Annotated in this window: 13 protein-coding genes and 2 pseudogenes; 10 read left to right on the forward strand and 5 right to left on the reverse strand. The window is 33.3% G+C overall.

Annotated features, from left to right (window positions below):
* The 6 genes from ABID42_RS23090 to ABID42_RS23115 all read left to right on the forward strand — a co-directional run bounded on the left by ABID42_RS23090 (nt 1) and on the right by ABID42_RS23115 (nt 9,367).
* Nucleotides 1–456, forward strand: a complete 456-nt coding sequence (locus ABID42_RS23090; RefSeq protein ID WP_367285670.1) for a hypothetical protein — start codon at nt 1–3, stop codon at nt 454–456.
* Nucleotides 457–539: 83 nt separating this feature from the next.
* On the forward strand, nt 540–3,950 hold the full coding sequence (locus ABID42_RS23095) for a tetratricopeptide repeat protein (RefSeq protein ID WP_367285671.1): 3,411 nt from the start codon (nt 540–542) through the stop codon (nt 3,948–3,950).
* A 387-nt stretch (nt 3,951–4,337) separates the two neighbouring features.
* Nucleotides 4,338–5,429 carry a ComEC/Rec2 family competence protein gene (locus ABID42_RS23100; protein ID WP_367285672.1) on the forward strand — a complete coding sequence of 364 codons (1,092 nt, stop codon included), beginning with the start codon at nt 4,338–4,340 and terminating at the stop codon, nt 5,427–5,429.
* Nucleotides 5,429–7,795, forward strand: coding sequence for a ThiF family adenylyltransferase (locus ABID42_RS23105; RefSeq protein WP_367285673.1), 2,367 nt, complete (start codon nt 5,429–5,431; stop codon nt 7,793–7,795). The genes ABID42_RS23100 and ABID42_RS23105 overlap by 1 nt, the downstream gene beginning before the upstream one ends.
* 12 nt (nt 7,796–7,807) lie before the next feature.
* Nucleotides 7,808–8,506: a hypothetical protein gene (locus tag ABID42_RS23110; RefSeq protein ID WP_367285674.1), complete on the forward strand. Its 699-nt coding sequence runs from the start codon at nt 7,808–7,810 to the stop codon at nt 8,504–8,506.
* Nucleotides 8,507–9,196: 690 nt separating this feature from the next.
* Nucleotides 9,197–9,367, forward strand: coding sequence for a hypothetical protein (locus ABID42_RS23115; protein ID WP_367285675.1), 171 nt, complete (start codon nt 9,197–9,199; stop codon nt 9,365–9,367).
* A gap of 56 nt (nt 9,368–9,423) precedes the next feature.
* Here the strand turns inward: ABID42_RS23115 and ABID42_RS23120 are convergent, their stop codons facing one another.
* Nucleotides 9,424–9,987: a recombinase family protein gene (locus ABID42_RS23120; protein ID WP_367285676.1), complete on the reverse strand. Its 564-nt coding sequence runs from the start codon at nt 9,985–9,987 to the stop codon at nt 9,424–9,426.
* A gap of 164 nt (nt 9,988–10,151) precedes the next feature.
* Between ABID42_RS23120 and ABID42_RS23125 the strand changes: the two are divergent.
* The 4 genes and pseudogenes from ABID42_RS23125 to ABID42_RS23140 all read left to right on the forward strand — a co-directional run bounded on the left by ABID42_RS23125 (nt 10,152) and on the right by ABID42_RS23140 (nt 14,147).
* A pseudogene (locus ABID42_RS23125) lies at nt 10,152–12,062 on the forward strand (DUF4158 domain-containing protein).
* 25 nt (nt 12,063–12,087) lie between these two features.
* Complete coding sequence (locus ABID42_RS23130) at nt 12,088–12,378, forward strand: Tn3 family transposase (RefSeq protein WP_367285677.1); 291 nt, start codon at nt 12,088–12,090, stop codon at nt 12,376–12,378.
* On the forward strand, nt 12,371–13,135 hold the full coding sequence (locus ABID42_RS23135; protein WP_367285678.1) for a Tn3 family transposase: 765 nt from the start codon (nt 12,371–12,373) through the stop codon (nt 13,133–13,135). The genes ABID42_RS23130 and ABID42_RS23135 overlap by 8 nt, the downstream gene beginning before the upstream one ends.
* Nucleotides 13,136–13,332: 197 nt before the next feature.
* Nucleotides 13,333–14,147 (forward strand): annotated as a pseudogene (locus ABID42_RS23140) (transposase).
* 332 nt (nt 14,148–14,479) lie between these two features.
* Here ABID42_RS23140 and ABID42_RS23145 read toward each other — a convergent pair.
* From ABID42_RS23145 to ABID42_RS23160, 4 genes are all read right to left on the reverse strand, one after another.
* Nucleotides 14,480–16,612: a hypothetical protein gene (locus ABID42_RS23145; protein ID WP_367285679.1), complete on the reverse strand. Its 2,133-nt coding sequence runs from the start codon at nt 16,610–16,612 to the stop codon at nt 14,480–14,482.
* Nucleotides 16,613–17,304: 692 nt separating this feature from the next.
* The gene (locus tag ABID42_RS23150; RefSeq protein ID WP_367285680.1) at nt 17,305–17,862 is read right to left on the reverse strand and encodes a hypothetical protein; all 558 of its coding nucleotides are present in this window, start codon (nt 17,860–17,862) and stop codon (nt 17,305–17,307) included.
* A 23-nt stretch (nt 17,863–17,885) separates the two neighbouring features.
* Nucleotides 17,886–21,245, reverse strand: a complete 3,360-nt coding sequence (locus ABID42_RS23155) for a DUF6443 domain-containing protein (RefSeq protein ID WP_367285681.1) — start codon at nt 21,243–21,245, stop codon at nt 17,886–17,888.
* Between the two features lie 133 nt (nt 21,246–21,378).
* The gene (locus ABID42_RS23160) at nt 21,379–24,951 is read right to left on the reverse strand and encodes a BACON domain-containing protein (RefSeq protein WP_367285682.1); all 3,573 of its coding nucleotides are present in this window, start codon (nt 24,949–24,951) and stop codon (nt 21,379–21,381) included.
* Nucleotides 24,952–25,149: the final 198 nt, after the last annotated feature.

Genomic DNA, 25,149 nt, shown 5'->3' on the forward strand with positions numbered 1-25,149 from the left:
ATGAAAACACATCTATTTTTAACAATCTTCTTAATGATTACTTGGGCTCAAATTGCTTTGGGACAAGAAAAAAGCCTTTTATTAACGACTCATCTAAATACTAAAACAGGCAAAGCAATTGAAGGGGTTAGTATAAGTGTCGATAATAAAGGTAATTGTATCACGCTTAGTGATGGGAAATGTCTTTACCCAAATTTAAAAAGCTCCCATAATAAAACTGCGGGAATGACTGTTAATATTAATGCTTCATTGGCAAACTATTTTCCCATCAATAACCTCGATTTCAAAAGCTACAAACTCTCGCACCAAAAAAAAGATACAGTATTCGTAATAATGTCTTTGAAAGAAGAAAAAGAAAAATATGCTTTAGCTTATTTTGAAATAGAAATAGGAATTATTATTCGAAAAAGATTTGAACAGAAAGAGAAAAACTATATGCCCAAATTAATGGATTAGTAACTAAAATAAAGGAAGCAGAAGGTAAGAATTACATCGCTTATCAAAAACTACAAAAAGATTTAGAAAAGGCTAATAACCTTTTGGAATTAGTCAATAAAGATAAACTAAATGAAGAAACGATTGCTCAAAGATTGGCTACTACTTTGAGCATACTTGACTCAGAGGAGATACCTGATTACATTTCGAGTGCTTACAGTTTTTTCAAGCAGGGAAATGTAGAACAAGCTGACAAAGTATTAAATGAAAATCAAATAGATAATCAGGTAAAACAAGCTAAGCTCAAAATACAATTAGCCAAGATTTTAGATGAATCAGGGCATAAACAGTTAAATGCAGCGATAGCTACTTATATATTTAAAGCTCAGCTAAAACAAAATTTATATCAATTTAAACAAGCAGAGGAATTATTTGAAAAAGCTTATCAAGCAGATACTAATAATGTAAATACAATTTTTGAATATGCTCGTTTTTTAGCTGAACAAAATAGAGCCCAACGGCCTGCTATATTATACGAAAGAGCATTGCAAATTTATGAAGACTCAGCCAAGGATAATCCAGAGAAGTTCTTAAGGAGTTATATCGTAATCTCAAACCACTTAGGGGTTTTTTACAATATAAATAATATAAAGGATAAGGCCATAAGTGCATATGAAAAAGCTTTAGAGATTAATGAAGAATTATCAAAAAAAAATCCAGAACAATTTCTGCCTGTACTAGTTATGACCTTAAATAATTTCGGGAATTTTTACACTGCTAATAACGTAAAGGATAAAGCTATAAATGCTTTTGAAAAAGCTTTGCGGATTCAGGAAGAATTAGCGAAGAAGAATCCCGAACAGTTCTTACCCATGCTAGCACTAACCTTAAATAATTTAGGAGTTTTTTACAATGATAATAATGTAAAGAATAGAGCCTTAAACTCTTATGAAAGAGCGTTGGGAATTTATGAAGAATTAGCTAAAAAAAATCCAAAACAATTCTTATCAATGCTAGCAATGACTTTAAGCAATCTAGGAGTTTTTTATAAAGATAATAATATAAATAATAAAGCTATAAATTCTTTACAAAGAGCTTTAAAAATTTATGAAGATTTAGCTAAAAAAAACCCTGAAAAATTCTTACCTAACGTTGCTATAAATTTAGAGAATTTGGGACTTTCTTATCATAATAATATAAATAATAAAGCTATAAATTCTTTACAAAGAGCTTTAAAAATTTATGAAGATTTAGCAAAGAAGAATCCCGAACAATTCTTATCTAATATTGCGAATATCTTAAGTAATCTTGGTCTTTTTTACAGTGAAAATAATGAAAATGATAAAGCTATAAGTGCTTACCATCAATCTTTACAAATTTATGAAGAATTAGCCAAAAAAAATCCTGAGAAATTCTTACCAGTTCTTGCAAACATATTAAATAACTTGGGAATTTTTTACACCAAAAATAATAATATAAAGGATAAAGCTCTAAGTTATCTTGAAAAAGCGTTACAAATACATGAAGACTTAGTCAAGGAAAATCCAGAGAAATTCTTACCTAATCTTGCTATGACCTTAAACAATTTGGGCAGTTTTTGTAGTAGTAATAATATAAAAGATAAAGAATTAAGTTATTATGAAAGAGCATTAAAGATAATCGAAGACTTAGCCAAGAAAAATCCAGAACAGTTTTTACCTCAGCTATCCATGGTTTTAAATAATTTAGGGGATTTTTACGGTGATAATAATGAAAATAATAAAGAATTAAGTTATTATGAAAGAGCTTTACAGATACAAGAAGATTTAATTAAGAAAAACCCAGATCAGTTTTTACCAAGCCTTGTCGTTACGTTAAACAATCTTGGTATTTTTTATAGTGTTAATAATGTAATGGATAAAGCTATAAATGCTTTTGAAAGAGCTTTAAAAATTCATGAAGACTTAGCCAAAAAAAAACCAAATCAATTCTTACCAAACCTTGCTGGTACGCTAAACAATTTAGGGACTTTTTATAGCAATAACAATATAATAGAAAAAGCAATAAGGCATTATGAAAAAGCTTTGAAAATTTATGAAGGCTTAGCAAAAAAAAATTCAGAGCAATTTCTACCAGATATTGCTAGTACCTTAAACAATTTAGCAAGGGCATATAGTAATAATAATGTATATGATAAAACCATAAATTATTTCGAAAGATCTTTACTGATACAAGAAAACTTAGCTAAAAAAAATCCAGAGCAGTTCCTACCTGATCTCGCAAAGACTTTAAATAATTTGGGAACTTTTTACCGGGTTAACAATGTAAAAGATAAAGCTTTAAATTCTTTTCAAAGAGCTTTACAGATTTATGAAGACTTAGTCAAGAAAAACCCAGAAAAGTTCCTACCTGATCTCGCAAAGACTTTAAACAATTTGGGAACTTTTTACCGTAATAATAATATAATGGATAAAGCCCTAAGTTTTTATGAAAGAGCTCTACAGATTTATGAAGACTTAGCCAATAAAAACCCAGAAAAGTTCTTACCTGATAAAGCATTGACCTTAACTAATTTTGGAATTTTTTATAGTGTTAATAATATAAACGATAAAGCTATAAGTTTTTGTGAAACAGCTTTGCAGATTTATGAAGATTTAATCAAGAAAAATCCGCAGAAGTTTTTACCTGAGATTGCTGGTGTTTTAAACAATTTGGGGAGTCTTTACCGTGATAATAATACAAAAGATAAAGCAATAAGTGCTTATCAAAAAGCTTTACAGGTTTATGAAGCCTTAGCTGGTACAAATCCAGAACAGTTTTTACCCGATATTGCCTTGACCTTAAACAATTTGGGAGTTTTTTACAGTATTAATAATGAAAAGGATAAAGCTGTAAGTTTTTATGAAAGAGCTTTACAAATTTATGAAGATTTAGCCAAGAAAAATCCTCATCAGTTTTTATCTTATCTTGCACGAACACAATTTAATTATTCTCGTTTTTTATACATAAGCAAAAATCATCTTGAAAAGCTTGAAACTCTAGTGATAAAAATATTAGAAAACTATCAAATCATGGCTTCTACATTTAATGATGATACTTATTGGCAAAAAGCAAAAGAGATTTCTGATTTTTTTCCTGAATTAATCGAAAAAGATTCCATTTATACTCAGAAACTTTCCTTGCAAATAGCTATTATTGAGTTCTATAAAATATATCCTAATACAGAAGAATATGAAAAAGCTTCGAGTTATGGAAATGCTTCATGGTATGCTCTATTTTGTAAACAATTTAAATTAGCTGAAGATTATGCTCGTAATGGTTTACTTAGTGAAAACAGGATTTATAGCAATTTAGCCTTAGCATTGCTTTTACAAAATCGATGGGAGGATGCAAAAACTATATATCAAGAAAAATATTCTTTGATAGCAAACAATAATAAACCTTTAAAAGAGACTTTCTTAAATGATTTGTTAGAACTAGAAAAAGCAGGTATTTCACATCCTGATTTTGAAAAAGTTAGAAAATTATTGGATTAAATTATTGTACTTCGGTTTTAGGGAAAGGTTATAATATTATTAAAATTCGTAAGTAAATTCGTCACTATTTTTATAAAAAACTATTTACACGACAAATTAATCCATTATTGTTTTCTTAACCTTATTGTATAAAACTCCAAGCACTTTGAATTTGAAGTGATTAGGCCAAATTAAAATTGAGTTTGATGTTAATTATTTTACTATCTCTGTCATTTTGACATTTTTTACTTAGGGAACCGTAAACCCTGTCCTTCCAATGACATTGCAATAATCTTTATATACATAATATGCCTGCCAATATGTGACATTATAACTCGGCATATTTAGATTGGACTCAAAGTTGACTATATTTTATAGTAATACTTTATAATAACAAATCCAATCTTTATGACAGTAGCTGAGAAAATAATTAAACCTACAAAACCTAGCATTTTGAGGGCAATATTCCTTTATACTGGCCAAGGAGAATCAACCCTTTTGGTAATTCCTACTGGTTCAACAGTTAACGATTATGAATATGTTTTAATTGATTCCGATAAAGATAATGAAGAAAATGAAATAGATATTGTAGCTCTATTCAAGGATCTTTTCAAAACAAGTGGCGAACTTAGTAAGTTTATTAATACTCATCCACATAATGATCATGTAGGTGGTATCAAGGAGATTTATGATGAAATCGGTTTTAAAGAGGTTTGGCATTCTAATCACAAGGCAGGTGGTGTACATAAAAAGAAATATGAAGATTTTATATCTGTAGTTAAAGCAGTCGGGAAAAACAATGAATACTTTCTTCTAGGCACTAATGACTTAAATAAAATCAGAACTTCTGAAGACAATGAGATTATTAAAAAACTTGGTCTAATAGACTATCAAGTACTATCACCTGCCCAGTATCTATGTGAAGATATCGAAGAGGGTACTGCTGATGAACGTGATAGAAGAATTCATGAGCAATGTGGTGTAATAAAGTTTACTTATGGTAAAGATGCTAAAAGTATCTTGATTACTGGAGACTCTGACAAAGAAGCATGGAAAGAACATATAACCGACTATCATAAGGAAAGCCTACCTTCTTACTTACTCAGTGCTAGTCATCACGGCTCAAGAACGTTTTTCAAGGAAAACAAGGAGGATGAGGATATATACGAAAAACACATAGAAGAAATTAAACCTATTTATTTGGTTATCAGTGCACCCAAACAAAAAGAAAGCCCGCATGGACATCCACATGATGATGCTATGGAATTATATAAAAAACATGTAGACGAAGACAATATTTTACATCTGGGTGCAAAACTTGAATCTGTCATTGTCGATATTGATGCTGAAGGAAATATAGAATTGAAAATAGATAAGGAACTCGTTCAAGAATATGGAAAAGCTAATGATAAGGATGATAGTAATAAAAAAAATGAATCCTATCAAGATATTTATATAGGCTCACAAACTTCCAGACTAGACAATAAACCCATGGGATAATGTTACAATGGTTCAAAAATCATCCAGACTTCCTTCGTCAAGAAAGTACTGCTTTATCAAATGATAGCAATTATAAGGAACTGACTCAACATCGGGATAACTTGTTTATCTCGCACGGTAACATCATTGTGCGAATTAATGGCATTCATCGATTTCCAATATTGATTATTTATACAAATGCTACCCCTTACCACCTCCCAATGGTTTTTCCTCTAGAAAACAATCTTTCTGAGCAACAAGTCAAGGAGTTAGCAACCCTAAACTTAATTGATGCAATTAAAAAGAGTAGGCCTCTTATTAAGTTTTATTATAATTTGCGCCACCAGAATAGCTCAGGTGAATTATGTATATTAGAAAGAGACGAGCTTGATAGCACGGGAAGATTTTATGGAATTGCTACTATTCTTCAACGAGTAAGAGACTGGTGCGCTGGACATATTACAGGACAATATCCTCTTGACAGTGAAGAGGTAAACTTTGAAGTGCACTTTAATTTTATTAATAATGATACAAAGTTATTTTATGGAGAAAATTTTCTAGATGCATCTCTATTAGAAGGGGATTTTTACGCAACATTGTTTAAGGTTGTTCCTAAAGCCATCAACTTTAATGAAGATAAGTATATATATTCTGGATGTTTTATTGATGGTATAGGTGAAAATCAACTAATTCAACCATTTCCAATTGATATCAGTCATCTCTATCTTCATGAAAAGATTAAAACTTCGTTTGATATCTATACTGAATCAACAATTGTTACTAAGTTGATTGAAGATCGACGATTACTAAAAGCACATTGGTTTCATATCTCGCAAGAACCACTTCCTTTTGAAAAACTATCAGACCTTATATTTATTATTGGCAACGGAGATTATGAAGTAGGTCTCAAAAGGGTAACTACCCGATGTGTAGATAGTTTTAAATCTCTAGCTGATTTCTTCTATATTGCAATACGTTTTCCTAACAGGAAAGGTCTATTTGAATTTCAACTATTTAAAATTCGTAAAAAAGAATCCTTAGTTCTTTTTCAGGGTGGAGCAGAAAACGATGTTATAAAAAAGATGCAGTTTATTCTGGATTGCTATGAGAAAGTAGAAGCTGTTGAATCGGACAAACTGACACCAGAGACATTTCATCAACGCAATAGCAAAAGAGCTGATTATATGATACTTAAAGATGCCTTTGTGAATATCCTTGGTGTTGGAGCAATAGGAAGTGAAATCGCCGATTGTACTGCTAAAGCTGGTGTAGGCAACATAGCATTATTTGATAATCAAACCATACAAGCTCACAATGCCGTCAGACATCTAGCTGGCATAGAATATATTGGTGCTCCAAAAGTTCATGCTGTTTTCCATATACTCCAAAACCACAACCCTTTTGTAATTATTAACCCATTGATTGGTAATCTGTACAATCTTAACGCTGTTGTAGATTTGCAAGACGATTCACTTTCTATCTGTTCAGTAGCAGATGACAATGTGGAAGGTTTTATCAACCAACAACTGGTCATGGCAGGCAAAACAGCTTTCTATGTTCGTGCTTTGCGCGGAGGTAAGACAGCTCGTGTTTTTCGAGTAATTCCTGGTAAAGATGCTTGTTTTCAATGCCTCCATCTTTACAGAAAAGATAGGGATAATTTTATCGACATCCCTGAAGATCCTGATTATCCTACCCTGAAAAATGAATGCAACAATCCTATAAGGCCTGCTAGTGCTGCAGACTTAAAATTTATCTCAGCAATGGTAACCCGTTTGGTGATTGAACATATACAAAATGGAGAATCTGAGAATAATCATTGGATATGGACAACGGATGAAATTACAGGTACACCATTAACGACTCCTAATCACTTATATTCACAACATATACCCCCGCATAAGAATTGCGTTTATTGTCACCACGAAACAAAGGTCAGTGTGACCATAGATCCTGAATGCATAGCGTTTATGCAATCGCTAATCAAAAATAATCCATCTATTGAGACGGGAGGAGTAATGGCAGGCAAAATTGATGATAAAGGTAATGTCTATGTGACTCATGTTTCGGAGCCTGGACCTAAAGCGATCATGACTTCTACAAAATTTGAGAAAGATGTTGAGTTTTGTCAGACTTTCTTAGATGAACGATATAAGCAATCGAGCCAGAATATCGTATATGTCGGAGAATGGCACTCACATCCCTCTGTCAATAATCAACCAAGCGGAACAGATATAAAGAGTTTATCCGAGATAGCAGTTGAAAAGAACTACTTGACTTCCTGTCCGGCAATGATAATCTTTTCAAATACAGGTAAGCCTTCTTGTACTTTGCATCCAGCAGGTAAACTTTATTATTTTACGGAATTGAATATTAATAATAACTAATCCAAATCTTCAATGTTTAAAAAAATATATTTTTATCGCGCTCGTTTGTTTCCAGCATTAATAACAGCAGTTCCAATGTTAATTTTTATCAATAAAATTATAGCTGTGGAGTTCGCTATACCATTGAAAAATATTTATGATATTTTACCCCTGATTACACATTTAGGATTATCAGCAGCAATCATTTTTTTACTAGTACAAATTAACCGATTCGTTGCAAAAGAAATTTTTCAGCGTTGGTATTTTAGAGATGAATTATATATGCCTACGACAAATAATTTACTGATGAATAATAATACATACTATCCTATTGCTATAAAAAATAAAATCAGAGACAAAATCCTTGCTAAGTTCCAAATTGAACTTTTAAGTGCTGATGAAGAACAGCAGAATTGTGACAATGCACGAAAACTAATAGTTACTGCCGTTTCACAAATAAGAAACGTACTTAGAGGAAATGAGATGCTTTTACAGCACAATATTGAATATGGTTTCTGGAGAAACCTCATTGGCGGTAGCCTTATTGCCTTATTTTTCTCTGCGATTATTATCTGGTATGGTTACAGTAATAATTTACCTGATCAAATTACCATTGGGCTCATTAGCTTTATTGTATTTCTGATCCCGATTATCCTGAGCAAAGTCATTATTCGCAATTATGGAAAATATTATGCAAAGATTCTCTACGAGGAATTTTTAAGTCTTCAATAAGATAAATTAAAATTCACTATTCCAATTAAGATTAAATTACATAGTTTAATCATAGCACAATCTACATTAAAAAATGTCAGGTATATAAGCAGATAAGGGTAAATTGAAAATGTATATAAGTAAAATATTTATCAACTATTAAGGTGTGGAATAATGTATTAATTCCCACTCCACACAAACTTGAACTAGAAACAACACTTAGTCCTTAATCAACTACTAAAGTTAGATTATTTTTCATACATGCAAGTATAATATTACAATACTGACTAAAACTAAAATTATTAAACTTAAAACCCAAACTCAGCACTAACCTGCTGTGTCATTTCTCGAACAGCTCTGTTAAGTAAATTCTTAATCTCCTCTGGAGTTGAACGATTTATTCTTGTCGGTGATTATAGACAACTTCCACCAATTGGGGCGGGACGTCCATTTGTTGATTGCATTGAATTTTTAAACCAAGAAAACAAAGGTATTGCCGAATTAAAACTTTTATTCCGTCAATTTGCACAAAATAATTTACCTGACAAAGAAACAGAGCGACTTGATGTAAGACTTGGTAAATGGTTTAGTGATGATGAAATCAAAAAACAAGAATTAGATATTTTCAAAGAAATTTCAGAAGGTGGAGATAAGGATTGGGAGAATATCAAGTTTATTGAATGGCATAATGTAAAACATCTTGAAGAAATTTTGATAGGTGTTACAAACCAAGAAATTTCAAACTTACTAAAATCTATTCCAAGCAAAGTTCTTCGTAATGAACAAGCTAATTTTGATGCTTCGTTAGGTTCTAACTACTACATGGAGAAAAGTAATTGGTCTGGTTTCGGAATTGAGTCGGCAAAAGAAATTGAAAATTGAGGTTCTTCCTGCAAATTTGCGAAAAATCCACTTTTCAAACTAGGGAGTTAGTTATATTATTTGCTTTCAATACTTTTCTTATATCTTTTTACGGATGAAATACTAATACCTGTGAGTTTTACGATTTCTGAAACAGACATATCTTTTTCTAAAGCAGTCTTAACCCTTTCGTAGTTCTGTTGATTAATACCAGTCGGTCTTCCAATATGCTTTCCCTTCGCTTTTGCCAACAATTGCCCAGCCCTTGTTTTTTCTAAGATAGTTTCACGGTCAAATTCAGCCAGAGATGCAAAAATGGATAATATGAGTTTTCCTGCGGGCGTGGTTGTGTCAATTCCAACATCAAGAGCTTTGAAATTTATTTTCTTTCTTGCAAAGTCATTAACTAAATTAATTAGATGGTCTCTGTTTCTTCCCAACCTAAAAAAGCGAGCGACAACAACGGTATCATCTTCTCTCAAAACAGCAAGCATTTCATCTAAGGCAAGTCGTTGAGTAGTTACTCCAGAAATCTTATCCTGAAAAATTCTATCACAGCCAAATTTTTCTAAGGCTTCAATTTGTGTATCAAGGTTTTGGTCGATTGTCGAAACACGTGCGTAGCCGAAAACTTTATTCATAAAGTATCAAAAAGTTAGTTTCACAAATATAAATGTTTGATTTTTATTGAACCTACTTTTTGGACTATATTTTTAAAAGAAATGTTAGAGTTATTCGATTAAAAATAGATGGTTCAGAAAGCTACAACTTTTTGGACTGTCTGTTTTAACTTAATTTATCAAATATGCCTGTAACATTTTTAAACAATCAAGAACGAAAGCATTACGAACAAATTCCCATAATAGGCGAAGTAGAAATGCGGCAGCATTTTTATTTGAATCAAACCGACAAGATATTTTTAGTTTCTTTCAATGGAGAATTAAACCGTATATCGGTAGGAGTGCAATTATGCTTGTTACGATATTTAGGATATGTCCCCAATAATTGGAATATTGAAGTTGGTGTAGCAATCATTGATTTTGTTGCTCAACAACTCTATAACAAGACACAATATAAATCTTTGATTGATTATGGGAAATAGGATAAGGTTCGGAGCAATCACTTGCAGGGAATTCTCAAACACTTAAATTTTCGTAAATGGCAGCCCTTGATGGATGAACTGATCTTTGAAAAATGGCTTGTCGAACAAGGAATGGAGCATGAGAACGAAAGATATTTATTAGCAATACTTTGTGAGAAACTGCATCGAGCGAAAATACTTCGCCCTTCCATTAGTACATTGGAAACTTTAGTGGCTGGAATCCGAGAACAATTAGAAGTAGAAACCTATCAACGCTTATCAAATCTGTTGAAAGAAGATTTCAGTAAGAAATTAGATAATTTATTGGACGTTGATGCTTCAAGAAGAATAACAAAGCATCGTTGGCTCTGCACAATGCCAAACTCAAATACTGCTAAAGAAATTAACTTTATGTTTGAAAAAGTTGATTTTTTAATTGATATGGGAGTAAAAACTTGGGATTTTGCATCACTTTCTGACAATAGAAGAAAGCGATTAGCCCATACGGTACGCACCACAAATAACACCGATTTAAAACGTTTCAAAAAGATAAGACTATATCCAATGTTGATTTGTTTTCTTGCGGAAAGTTTCTTAGACATTAGTGATCTAATTTTAGTGATGTATGCTGATTATTGGCAAAAAATGAGTAACAAAGCTAAAAAAGCATTAGATATATGTTTATTAGAAGATGTAAAATCACAACAAAAAGCCATAAAAATTGTAACCCAAACAAGCCAAATAGTAGTAGATGAAAGCATTGACGACCCACACTTACGCCCAAAAATTTATGAAAAAGTACCTAAAATGCAGATTCAAGATGCCTTGCAAATGCTTACAGAAAAACAGCAAAAAACGTATTCTCACCTGGCATTTTTGAGATATTCATACCCAACCATGAAGCAATTTACACCTAATTTGTTGGCAAAGTTTGATTTCAAAGTAGCTTTTACAAAAGATAATTTTGATTCAGCATTAACTTTGGTAAAAGACCTGCAAACAGGCAAGAAAAGAAAAATACCCCAAGATACCCCCATGAATTTTGTGAGTGCTAATTGGCAAAAAATTGTTCTTCAAGGTGGGATAGTTCATCAACAAAACTATGAACTTTGTGTACTTTCATTACTAAAAGATAGACTTCAATCGGGTGATGTCTACATAGATTTATCTCGCAAATTTGCCAATCTTGAAAGTCTTTTACTTGAGAAAAATTATTGGAAAATACATCAAGAGCGTATTTGCCAAGAGTTGAATTTGCCTAATTTAACTATAAAAATAGATGAAAAAGTAAAAGAATTGGCTGATTTATTGCCAAAATTGTCGGAAAAGTTGACTCAAGCTAACGATATTCGTATAGAAAATGACTTATTGGAAGTTTCGCCTTTGAGCGCTGATGACATATCACCATTGGCAAAAATGCTACAAGAACAAATTAATACAAGACTACCAAAGGTTTCGTTAGTGGAAATGATTCAGGAGGTAGATAGCTGGATAAACTATTCAAAAGAATTAGAAAACGCTTATTCGGCACGGAATCCACAACACCAAAACCTCAAATATGCAGCTTTGTTTGCTAATGCTTGTAATCTTTCATTGGCTGATTTGGCCGCATCGGCGGTCCGATCGTTCTTCTGATTTAGATTATCAGCAGCTTTGGTGGGTGGCTAATAATTATTTTGCTGATGAAAATCTCAAAAAAGCTAATAATTTACTTGTCAATTACCACAATAAACAATGGCTTAGTGGGTATTGGGGCGGTGGTACATTGTCATCTTCTGATGGACAACGATTTCCTACCAGTGGCAAAATTCGCAATGCCAAAACGCTACCGAAATATTTTGGTTATGGGCAAGGAGTACAAATTTATACCCATACAGCTGACCAGTTTTCTCAATTTGGTAGTCAAATTATTAGTGTCCACGAACGGGGATGCAACCTATGTCTTGAATGAAATTTTAGCGAATGAAACAGACTTGCAACTTGATGAACATACGACCGACACACATGGTTACTCTGATTTGAATTTTGCTCTCTTTGATTTAGTCGGAAAACATTTTCATCCCAGAATCAAAGACTTGAAAAGCCAAAGACTTTACAAAGTAGTTGGCAATGGAGTTCCTCAAATTACTTATCCAGCATTGAAATTCACTGGTACGGTTAATGTGGATTATCTCAAAAAACACAAAGACGAAATGACACGAGTAGCTGCTTCCTTAAGGATGGGTACTGTTACTGCTCCTACACTTATTGCTAAACTACAAGCCTATCCAAAGCAAAATAATCTGATGTATGTCCTACAATCTTATGGGCAGTTAGTCAAAACCACCTTTATCTGTAAATATTTACTGAGCCAACCTTTAAGAAAGAAAATTAATGCCCAACTCAACAAAGGTGAGCAACTGCATGGATTGCGAGTATATTTATGGTTTGGAGGGGATGGCTTCATTCGTAAAAGACAAGAACAGGAGCAACAAATAACGGCACGAAGCCTTAATTTACTGACTAATATTGTCATTGTTTGGAATACCGTTTATATCCAAGAAGTGCTAAAAAAACTCCAAAATGAAGGAATTCGGGTAGATGAGAATGATTTTGAGCATATTTCTCCTGCTCCTTTTGAACATAACAATCGCTTAAGGAAGTATGCTTTTGATGTAATTTTTGAAAAAGAAACAAATGGACTTAGACCATTACGAAAAAACAACTAATATTTTAGTTTGAAAGGTGGATTTTCCGCAGATTGCAGGAAGAACACTCAAATATTAAGTGTATTTTTAGGTAACATATGCTTTAATTATTTTTATGGATTCTCAGAATTCATCTTGACTTTTTGCTAGAATTGCTTAAAAGTAAAAAAAATGGTTGCTGATATTTGTTTTGCTAACCATACCAAAGCAACCTTTTTATGTACTACGTACTCAGCAAAGATATAATAGAATCAGAAATAATTTGTCATTTACCTGTAAGAAAACGAGGATTTAAGCCCCAAGCTCCGACTTGTGAAATCATTAACTGTATTCTTTACAAACTCAAGACTGGCATTCAATGGCATTTATTACCTGTCGATAGTTTATTCAGTACTCATGTTCTTCACTATAAAACTGTTTTTGGACATTATCGTCGTTGGTGTAAGGAAGGTATTTGGAAGAAATGTTGGATAGAACTTTTGAAAAAGTATAAGTCTTCTTTCGACCTTTCAATGGTAAATTTAGATGGAAGGCATGCCTCATGTATTCGTGGTGGCGAAGAAGTTGCTTATCAAGGCAGAAAGAAACGCAAAACAACCAATGATCTTTATTTGACTGATAAACAAGGACTTGTATTAGCTATGTCAACACCAGTTTCTGGAAATCACAATGATTTATTTAACATTGAGCAGACTTTTGAAGAACTTACCACGATGTTAGAGGATGCTACTATTTCAGTTGATGGACTATTTATGAATGCTGATGCTGGTTTCGACACAGAGAATTTACATCAATTATACCATCAAAAACAAATTATCGCCAATATTGTTCCTAACAAAAGAAACACTACTGACGATAATTGGTCTGGCATCATTGACGAAGAACTCTATATTCTATTGAAAGAACTAACGCATGAATAGATAGTTACAGGTCTTTGTTAAATCGATTCGATACATCACTATCAAGTTGGATGGGATTTAATTTTATCGCTTTTATTATCATCGCTATTAAGAAAATAAAAAAGTCAAGATGACTTCATTAATAGGAATCTCTCCAAACTTTCCAATACTAGCTGCTTGAGGTGATGTGGGAATCATATTATTATATTGTGCATGCGTTGAACAGAAGCATATCAATATAAAGCATAATATTAAGTTGATTTTTCTTATGTAATTCATTTTTAATATGTGTTTTAACTTATCTTGTAATCCTTATGGATAGTAAATCATTGCTCTCAATACCTAACTTAGTTGATGTGATATTGGCGAATACTATGACCTAGCAAAACTTTTGTTCAGTTAAAAACTGAATCTATTTTAGGTACAAGTGACGCTTCGCTTAACAATGAACCTGCAGGGGAAATATCTAATAACTTTTTTTCTGCATTCCTGTTTGGACTTTTTTCCCCTTTAATAAATCATATTTATAAACTACAAACGGATATGAGATATCGCTCCAAAAGCTTAGAGCTCCTGAGTTAGGATAATACCAATCAATATTACTAGGAGTTCCATTGTTGACAAAAAAAAGAATAGGGTCAACTATCATATTAGTTATCCTTTCTTCTCCTACAGTTGTATAGTCATACTTTATATCTTGAACTAAGCTATAATTAGAGTTATCAAACTTGTACCGATACTCATGTGTTAATAAAGGACTTGTGAATACTGAAGATTGCATTAAGACAGGTATTTCTCTAATATGCGAAAATTCAAATAAAGTGGTAAATGCTTGAGGGCTTTGTTCAAGTATTAAACTAGGTTCATATTCATACTCATAGACAGTTTTTCCACCATCTGTATATTCAGTCATAGCAGGATACCAAACAGGCTCAACATAATTAAAATACTGATATTTTGAATAAGGACTAAGAGTTCTTCTTCGACAATATCCTCGATGGATATCTGCTCCTGCTAACAAATATTTCTCATCTATAAAAGTATCTATTGTTGGACTGTAATTAAGTTTGCCATATCCCGACTCATTTATTCCATATTTATAACTTTTGGTAATTGTTGTATTACTAGATGGGTCATAAGTCTTCATCGTTTTAATTCGTAGTCCAGCTCCATAATTAGGCTGCTCAATAAATTGATTGGGCTCATATTCAAATTCAGAAGACCCCCCTGTTGGATAAACTATTTTTTCAAGCATATTAGCTTTCATTGCATTAGCATCTATACTTCTGTCAGCATAGCCGACTTGTTGGGTTCCATTATGTATAACCATATTTGTTTTGGGAATTAAGGAGCCAATATTTCCTTTATTATTATAATATCCCCACCAATCTTGATTAAAAATAGCATTATCATCAAATCTTGTGGAATTATATGATAAACTATATTTTTCTGAAATATTACCACTAACATCTTTAATGGTTATATTTTCCAGTAGTGTGTTAGATGCGATGTAAGTGAAATTAATTTGCTTGACTAAATCCCCCCCCAATGCTGTTAGCTTTAAATCTTGAAGTTTTAATAAGCCACTAGTAGTATATACAAATTCTAATTTCCCATTTTCAAAATCCACACTTTTTAATGTATTTGACGTTCCTGATGAATAATAACTAGGTGCATAATTAGAAATAATATAGTTATTGGGGCTTACACCCAGTATAGAAACTATCTGATCATATACAGAACCACCAGAAGTTCCTGACACATTACATTTATCCAATATGCTCATACTTCCTAAGGATGTTGAACGCCCATCAGCAGCTGTTACATAGTGAAAGGTTATCTTATTTAGTCCTTTATAATTCTTAACTTCTTTTAAATTCCAACCAACCTCATCTCCATTTCCGGAACGTTCAATATATTCTACATTATTCGTAGTTTGATTATCTACTCCATATGAGTATATATTTCCTGATTCATCTCTAATTATAAACCCAACAATATTAGCATAAGGCAATGTCCCAGATACAATTGGACTAATATTAATCGGATCACCAGACAAAGAAATAGCTTTAAATTCATTGTTAACAACTTTTAACATGAAAGTGCCATTTTTTTCAGGAAGATGAAAAGTGAAAATATCAAATTGTCCATCATATTTTTCAGACATATTACCTCCATCTACATCTGAAGATGGTAGTGCTATTTTTACTAGATATTTAACATCATCATTTTGTGTTTGAATATTATTAGTTAGATAGTGTTCATCTTTTTTTCCAATAATTGTTCTCGTTATTTTTAAACCTGGAAATAAAGACCATCCATACCCAACAATCCCAGAAGGTTGATCCACCTTAATTCCTGAAGAATTATATTTTAAAAAAAAAGGTAATTTAACATCCTTATTATCAATAGATAAAAGAGGTATTGAAATATCAACAGTTCCTGTTGAACCATTTGCTGAATATCCTAAAAATCGTTGAAATTCCATTGAAATTGGAGTAGGTGGGATAATCTTGGGTAAATCAATGTTAGCACTAAGTTGTCCAAATCCAAAGTGGACAAAAAAGAAAGCAAGAAGTGATAAGACTATTTTTTTCATTATTATTTGTATAAATTAATTTTAATATTTTATTTTTTCCTATGCTTTTAGTTTATTATTGTAATACCTACTTGCTTATATCTAAAGTAATTGTTTCCCAATAGTTGGATTAAAAATTCACAATCTATCTATCAAAATAGATTGTAAAATAATAAAAATATCATCTAACTTATGTAGTAAAAATTATCTGTGAAACAACTTATATCGTTCCTCATTTGTAACTTCTAGTATATACTCTTTTGTGTTTGAACTTGTAGTCTAACCTACATACAGCAGAGTACATATATTTTTTCTTGAGCCAATACACTAATACAGCTTACTAAAAATGTGAATGAAAAAACTATCTTTTTCATATATAATATATTTTTTTGCTAAAAAATAAAATGTAACAAAGAACAATTCCAATAAAATAACATTAATAATGTTATAGGGATTTTAAAATTAATGTGTCTGCTTTTTAGACTGTTGCATAATGGGTAAACAACAGTATCTGAAATGATCATACACGCTAAAACACAATTTTATCTTTTAATCTAAATACTTTTATACAACAGATTTATAAACTTCATGGAGCAGAGGTGACTTTCTCCTATCCAACACTTTATAAAATGCTGTCGCATTTTGCCAATCATGAGATTGGCGAACGCTACGACGTAGTAAAACACTACGCCGAGCTGGGGCTTTATTCAATATTATCTTTCATACTGCTTTAATACTTTCCTTTCCATTTCTTCACTTCTCCATAATTCTATACGATAATAATCATTATCAGTATCATTGGCTAAATCAGGTTCTTTTACACTTGCCAAATTGGAAGAATAGACTCGAACTCTGTATTTGCCAGGAGCTATTTTTAAAGATAACTCTAAATGACTGTCAGGACAATTTAATATTTGTAATTCTCCGGATTGGATGTTGACCCCCCCCTCTACAATATGGTCATACTTACTATAATCTATATTTTCATTAGGTTTTTCTAATATTTCTATCTCGCCTTTGATATCATTTCCATAACTTTCTACTCCAACACCAATAATTCCATTTGTTAAGGCTAATCTTTCCTTAAAAGATATTTCATTCCAAAAATTGCTAGAAGCTGAACTTCCTTTACCCTCATTACTCCCGTCCTCAATAAAAAACTGATGATAATCAGTATAAAATCTAAAATTATAAATTTTCATTATTCTTGTTTTTACAGGATTGTAGCCAATAACCATTATTAAAACTACAAACCAAGTTATATTTTTCATTTGTTTGTATTGTTAATTTATGATTATGGTAAAGCCATAGCTGCCGGAATAGAAGCCCCTCCAGTTTCTGGTGCCAATATAATTGCACCTCCCCATTTCACAAATTCCCACAATAAAACACCAGCTACAACTCCTGTTCCGACTGCAGTCGGAACTTTCTGTGGCACCAGTGCTTTTAAACCTTCAGGCTCTCTATCTTTTGGTACAGGGATTACCATAAAGGCTTCTCCTTGCTTCATTGTCCTATATAAAGCTCCTAAGCTTCCTCCTTGAGAGTAATTTTCTGCAGCAGGAACATAAGCAACATCAGCATCTTTCCCTCCTTCAAAAGTAGAGGCATAAGGATATTCATCTTTGTGCATTCCCGATTTTGTTGGAAGTGCTCCAGTAGATTCTTTCCTTCTTTGGAATTGCCGAGACTTATCGGAATCATAATGAAGTATATCAGGTTTTCCCTTTCTAAAAGAGTTTAAAGTATGGCTGTAAATATTAGGCGTAGCACTTTCGTAAACAAAATGGATTTTATTCAAATTTAGACCTTCTGAAGATCTTGCCTGTTGTTGAATTGCTCCAAAAGCAATTTGAGCATCCTGTCCAGTAAACCTCACCCCCCCTGTAATATTTATAATATCTTTTCCATCGGGATCAATGTATTTTATAGGATTGTTTATGGTATAATTGTAAGGAGCCCAACTTCTATACTTCTCCGCCATTGGGTCGACCCCCATCCATCTCCCCAATTCAGGCTGATACATTCTAGCCCCATAATCCAACCAATTAGTACCATTTTGTAACTCCTTACCATTGTAAAGATATTTATTTTTGCTGAGGTCTGTACTTACCGCTACTCCAAAAGCTGTATAATCATTGGTTTGTACTTGTGTTGCATTGGCATCATCTACCACTACCGCTCTTACATTCCCTAAATGGTCTTTTAAACTGTAAAAGTAATTATACTTGCCTACAGTACTGCCCGGTACATAATTAGGGTTTTCAATAATATAACCCTCTGAGGTTGCCATGCGGTATAATTTACCGCCTACATATTCACCTGCACCTAAGTATGCCTTCCAACTTGTTCCGTTGTACTGGGCTAATTTCGCTCCACTGCCATCATATAAATAACTTTGGGGGGCAATAGGATTTGTCCCAAACCCTGTTACCTTGCGTACTAAGTTAAGTACATTGTAGTTAATCCCAATGCCCTTGTCTGCATCATTGGTTAAATTACCATTGTTATCATAAACAAAATCATTACTTGAGTTACTATTTTTATATCCCACCGTACTATTGGTAGCATCACTCACCTTCAACAAGCGGTTAGTATTATCAGGCGTATTATCTTCAACATATTTATAAGTTAAATCATCTACTAAGGTATTATTAATATTCCTTTTCAAGGTCTTGATATTACCATTCACATCATAAGTCAATACCTCACTTTGGTTACCTGTCGAGCTTGTCAAACGGTTTAAACCATCATAAGTAAAATCACTGGTATTAGTACTAACATTATCATTCCAAATAGATCTACTAATGTTACCATTATATTGGTTATTAGGGTTATTCGAGGGATTATCAATATCAGGATTTGCAATAGTATATCTCAAGCTAAAGTCAAAATTCTTTACACCACCTTCCGTATGACTACTAGCATTAGGCTTCTTATAGCCAGTAATATTCTCTAGCCATCCTCGTAAATTATATTGATAAGTCAACACTTCAGTAAATGCCTTATCTGTTAATGTCGCTAAAGTGGCCGTTGGGAATTTACCTAGTTTTTTAGTCGTCAATCGCCCAATGCCATCATAAGACTGGCACTGCAATAATCGTGGAGCTTCTGTATAAGTTACCGCACCACTACCATTAAGCTCACTTAAAGTTTGACAAGTACTCTTCAAACGACCTACATGATCATAGCTATAAATTTCTAATGTTTTGATAGTTAATGACGATGAGACTTTCTGTTCAGTCGTACTTTCTTCTACTCTACCTGTATAATGTAACTTTAGATAGCTAGTCTCTGAAATAATATTTGTGCCATCATAGCTTTCTTTAAAAGAGAGGACAACTCTACCACGGCTGTCATAATAAATCGAACTCTTTAATACTAACGTTTCAGTTGTTTCTATACTACCATCGGTTTTTAATATTCGTCTGCTACTTCCTGTTAAAAGTCCTTTTTTTACGTTTAAATCTACATTGCTATAAGGAGTATTATTTACCTCTGTAGGGCGAACACCATCATAATGATTTATAACCAACCACTGTTCAATATTATTAATCTTAACTCCAGTCTCTTTTATTCGGTTAAGGTTATCATAACTATAGTAAGTAACTGTTCCATTCGCATCGGTTTGAGTTGCTAATAAATCGGTATCGGTATAAGTCATACTTACCCAACCAGTATCAGGTACTTTTTTCTTGACTACTCTACCTTGATTATCATAGCAATAGATAAAGCCTAACTGATTTAATGCCGTCACTAATTTATCAGCTGATTCAGCACTATTTAATAGCAGACTTAATTTAGGGGGAAATACCCCTCTGAGTTGACCATAAATATCATAAACATAATAGGTATCTAAGGTATTGCTACCATCATAGCTACGCTTTAATATCACTTTCCCTGAGCGGTCTTTATATTCTCTTATTCGATTACCACCTGTTCCAGTCGTATTATTTTCATCCAATGTCTCGGTAACCAGTAATGTATTAGCTTCATAAAAAACACCCTTGGTAAAGCCCCCAGCATTAGTGGTAGCAGGAGTACTACTTGCCCCAAAGCTACCACCTGTTCCATCTATGTTACTTACCTTAAAAATTATTACATCATTAGCAACATTGGCAAAAGTCTTTACTTTAACAGTTCTATCACTAAATGAAGTTGGAGAAGAATCAAATTCCCAAGCACTACCTGCTCCAGCTTGTTTAACAACTCGGTTTAACGGAGAATTCTCATAAACACTCTCTGAAAAAGGACGAATATCTCCACCATAAAATGAGGTAGCATTATTACTGAAGTTTGTATCTAAATCACCTGTTCCAGATGCCTTGGGATAAGGCAAATAACTTTTGGATGGTCTTCCATAAGCATCGTATTCCGTTGCTGTAATAATATCTTGTCCAGTAGCTCCTTGTCCAGGTAAAACTGTTTGAATAGGACGACCTAGACCATCAAAATAAGTAATCTTATGTTGTACTTGGCTAGGATCACTATAGTCGACTGTTCCAGACTTCTGAAAACTACTTTCTCGAACAAAGTTTTTGTCCTTGGCATTTGCTGTGGTTTGTGATTTTGCTTGAAAGAAAAATCCTAGAAAACTGATAAGGAACAGCGGTAAACGCTTGAATGTACGATAAAAATATTGTTGATAGAACATGAACATTGATGCTTTTAGAATATTTTTAGAAAGTTTATTGCTAGTATCATTTATTAGGATTGGATAGTCCTAATAAATGATACATAACTTAAAATACAGAAGGCTATAAGTTGAGTGGAACGATAACCCTTCCTTATTGCTTGACGACTTTACTGACTAACTGCTTATTCTTTAATTGTAATTGAATAATATAAGTCCCAGAAGCCTGTTGTTGTAAATCAAGGTCAATGCTGTTTGTTCCTGCATCTGCATCCTTGTCATAGATACTAATCGTACGACCCTGTGTATCTATCACAGATAAGCGTACTGCTTGGGCTTCTCGTAGATGAAAGCTTGCCTTTACATTCCCTTCCGTTGGGTTTGGCGAAACGACCAATACATCCTCTTTTACCTCTTCTTGTTTTTCAAAAACATCATTACCTACAGATACTCTTGCAGCACACGGATTACCATTACCCATTATACATCCCCATATTGTTTTACTCGCATCGGTGCAGTTTTTAACTCTTGCCCAAAAACCAACACAACTATTAATAGTACTACGACTAAAGATAAAACCTGAACCATTATCAAAATTAGAAGTTTGGAAGTTAGTGCCATCAGTTGAAAATTCTGCTACCTGTCCAGAAGAAAGCCCAGAAACTCTGAGGGTGAAAGTTGCTGTACCATTACAGGTGGAAACACTATTTGAAGTTGACCAAGTTATAGTAGGACATGGAACATTAGAAACAATCACAGAACCTGATTGGCTTACACTACAGCCTGCATTTGTACAGGTTGCAGTATATGTTCCAGCACTATTTACTACTTTTGTTAAGCCTGTACCACCACCAGACCAATTAACTGTGCCACTGCAACCACTCGCTGTCAAAGTAGAATTTTGACCTGAACTTATTGTTGTTGGACTGGCTGTAAGTGTTGGTACAGGCGAGGTACAGGTTGCTGTACAAGTTGCCTGAGTGAATATCCACAATCTAAAATCAGAAAAACCATGTTCACTTCTCCCCCACAACTGTAAATGAGGCAAACTACCACTTCCTGCCATATCCCAAGTATAGCTTGTAGGCGATGAAACTTGATAAGAACCAGCTGTATTAACTAAATTCCAAAGATTATAACCTGTTGTTCCTGATGTCACCAAAGTACCATCATTATAATTATCAACCTTTAAATATTGTTGATTTGACTGTGATACAAATTGATATGAACTTCCAGAAGAAACAGCTTTCCAAATCTGGGTACTCTGATTATTAGCTACTTGCTGTTGGATTGTCCCATCTCCCATCAACTGCATGTAATTATTAGTCTGTTTACTCTTAATCGTATAACAATTACCATTACTTACTACATTTACTCCGCCAGAAACACCAGCTGCTTGGTTTACAGTAACAGTTTGTGTTAAACCACCACCACCAGTTACTGTTATTGTGCCTGTTCTACTAGAACCACTGTTAGCTGTTGCAGTTAAAGTAAGTGTTACATTATTACTTCCAGATGTAGGACTAACACTTAACCAACCTTCATTACTACTCGCTGTCCAAGATACATTCGAATTTACACTCACTGTTGTACTACCACTGGAAGCTCCTGCACTCCAGCTATTAGGAGAAACTGTCAAACTTGGAGGAACTGTTACACTACAGGTTGCTTGAGTAAATATCCATAATCTAAAATCAGAAAAACCATGGTCACTTCTCCCCCACAACTGTAAATGAGGTAAACTACCACCTCCTGCCATATCCCAAGTATAGCTTGTAGGCGATGAAACTTGATAAGAACCAGCTGTATTAACTAAATTCCAAAGATTATAACCCGTTGTTCCTGATGTCACCAAAGTACCATCATTATAATTATCAACCTTTAAATATTGTTGATTTGACTGTGATACAAACTGATATGAACTCCCAGAAGAAACAGCTTTCCAAATCTGCGTACTCTGGTTATTAGCTACTTGCTGTTGGATTGTCCCATCTCCCATCAACTGCATGTAATTATTAGTCTGTTTACTCTTAATCGTATAACAATTACCATTACTTACTACATTTACTCCGCCAGAAACACCAGCTGCTTGGTTTACAGTAACAGTTTGTGTTAAACCACCACCACCAGTTACTGTTATTGTGCCTGTTCTACTAGAACCACTGTTAGCTGTTGCAGTTAAAGTAAGTGTTACATTATTACTTCCAGATGTAGGACTAACACTTAACCAACCTTCATTACTACTCGCTGTCCAAGATACATTCGAATTTACACTCACTGTTGTACTACCACTAGAAGCACTTGGACTCCAGGTTGGTGATGATAAACTTAGGGTTGGTGGGACTGTATTCTGGTAAAAATAAAATATTGGATTGCCTTCTGTGTCATTAAAAGTGCTACTCGACCAACCCGTTGGTACATAACCACTAGGTAAGGGATTAGCTAAACCCCACCAATCTGAATCATTCACGTTAATACAAGACTGATATTGCTCTACATTACTATTCTTGACAAAACCACTCCAAGTCCAATAATTCTTCCCTCTAGGTACATATCGTATAACACCAGTACCACTTACTGATTTAGTACATAATATATAATAGTTGTCAAAATGCTTGATTACTACATCTGCATCTCCTTGCTTGCCAACAACTACTTCATCTACTGGACAAACACTTGCTGTTGTGCCAGACTGGGTAACAGTAACAGTTTTAGTCAATCCTTCTCCACTTACAGTAATAGTTCCTGTTCTACTAGTTCCACTGTTTGCTATTGCTGTTAAGGTAAGCGTACCATTATTGGTGCCAGCACCTGGACTTACTGTTAACCAACTAGCATTACTACTTGCTGTCCAAGATATATTGGAGCTTACAATTACACTAAATGTTGATGCATCCTTGCTAGGATTCCAGTTAGATTGATTTAAATCTAAATTGGTTCCACAGCTTCGACAATCAGCTGTTGTTACAGTAAAAGATTCAAGAGGGTTTTCAATATCCTGATCAGCATAGTGGTAAGAGTATTCTTTTAATGCACCTACATGATCACTCACACTTTTTAAGCGATTAAAGCTGTCATAGGTGTAATTAGACGTATTCTTATTTATATCTTTTACTGACTTTAGACCCACTAATGGATAATAGTCATATTGAGTCTCTTGATCAGCATTATTCTTATGATACTCAACAAGATTAGCTTTTCCGCTACTAGTATAATAGCTATATTTATTTGTTAGACCATCCTTAGCTTTGTATTCTGTTAAGTTCCCTTGTCCATCATACTTTAAAAACGTTACTATCGGTTGAAAAACTCCACTTCCAATTTTTCTCTCTATTTTAGTAGGTACTACTAACCCTGAAGGATTAGTTTCTGCATTTAGTGTATCGGTATAGGTAGTCAGAGTCGTAAATAATGTTTCCGTCTTACTATTATCTAAAACACCATTATCATACCACTCAAGGCTCACAACCTCTTCTATTACCTTTGAAACCATGTTGTGTTCCACCATCCTAGTATGTATAGTACTGTTAGAACTAGGATAGTTAAAAGCATATTTATAACTAGTTGAATTCCAACTACCATCACTATTCTGTGTTCTTGTCTTTTTTACCTGAAAATATTTATTTTCATATTCAGTAATTGTGGTTTGCTCGAACTGAGCAAGGGACTCTTTAGAAAAAATTGTTAAGAAAAGACTTAACACCAAGTAGAAGTACTTTAATTTCATGGAGATTATAATTTTGTAGCAAGAAAATTCTCTTCACAAAACTAACTTAATAAACCAGGGAAGTAAATAACACAAAAGCATTATTTGTATACTACATTTAGAGTATAACGTTATTTAATATACGTGAAACTCCTAATATAACTATTCATCATAGGCAAAGAAAATCTGTACAAGCTTATTGTTAATTCCTAATTACTT

Source organism: Arcicella rosea (genome assembly GCF_040543805.1).
GTDB classification, from domain to species: Bacteria; Bacteroidota; Bacteroidia; order Cytophagales; family Spirosomataceae; genus Arcicella; species Arcicella rosea.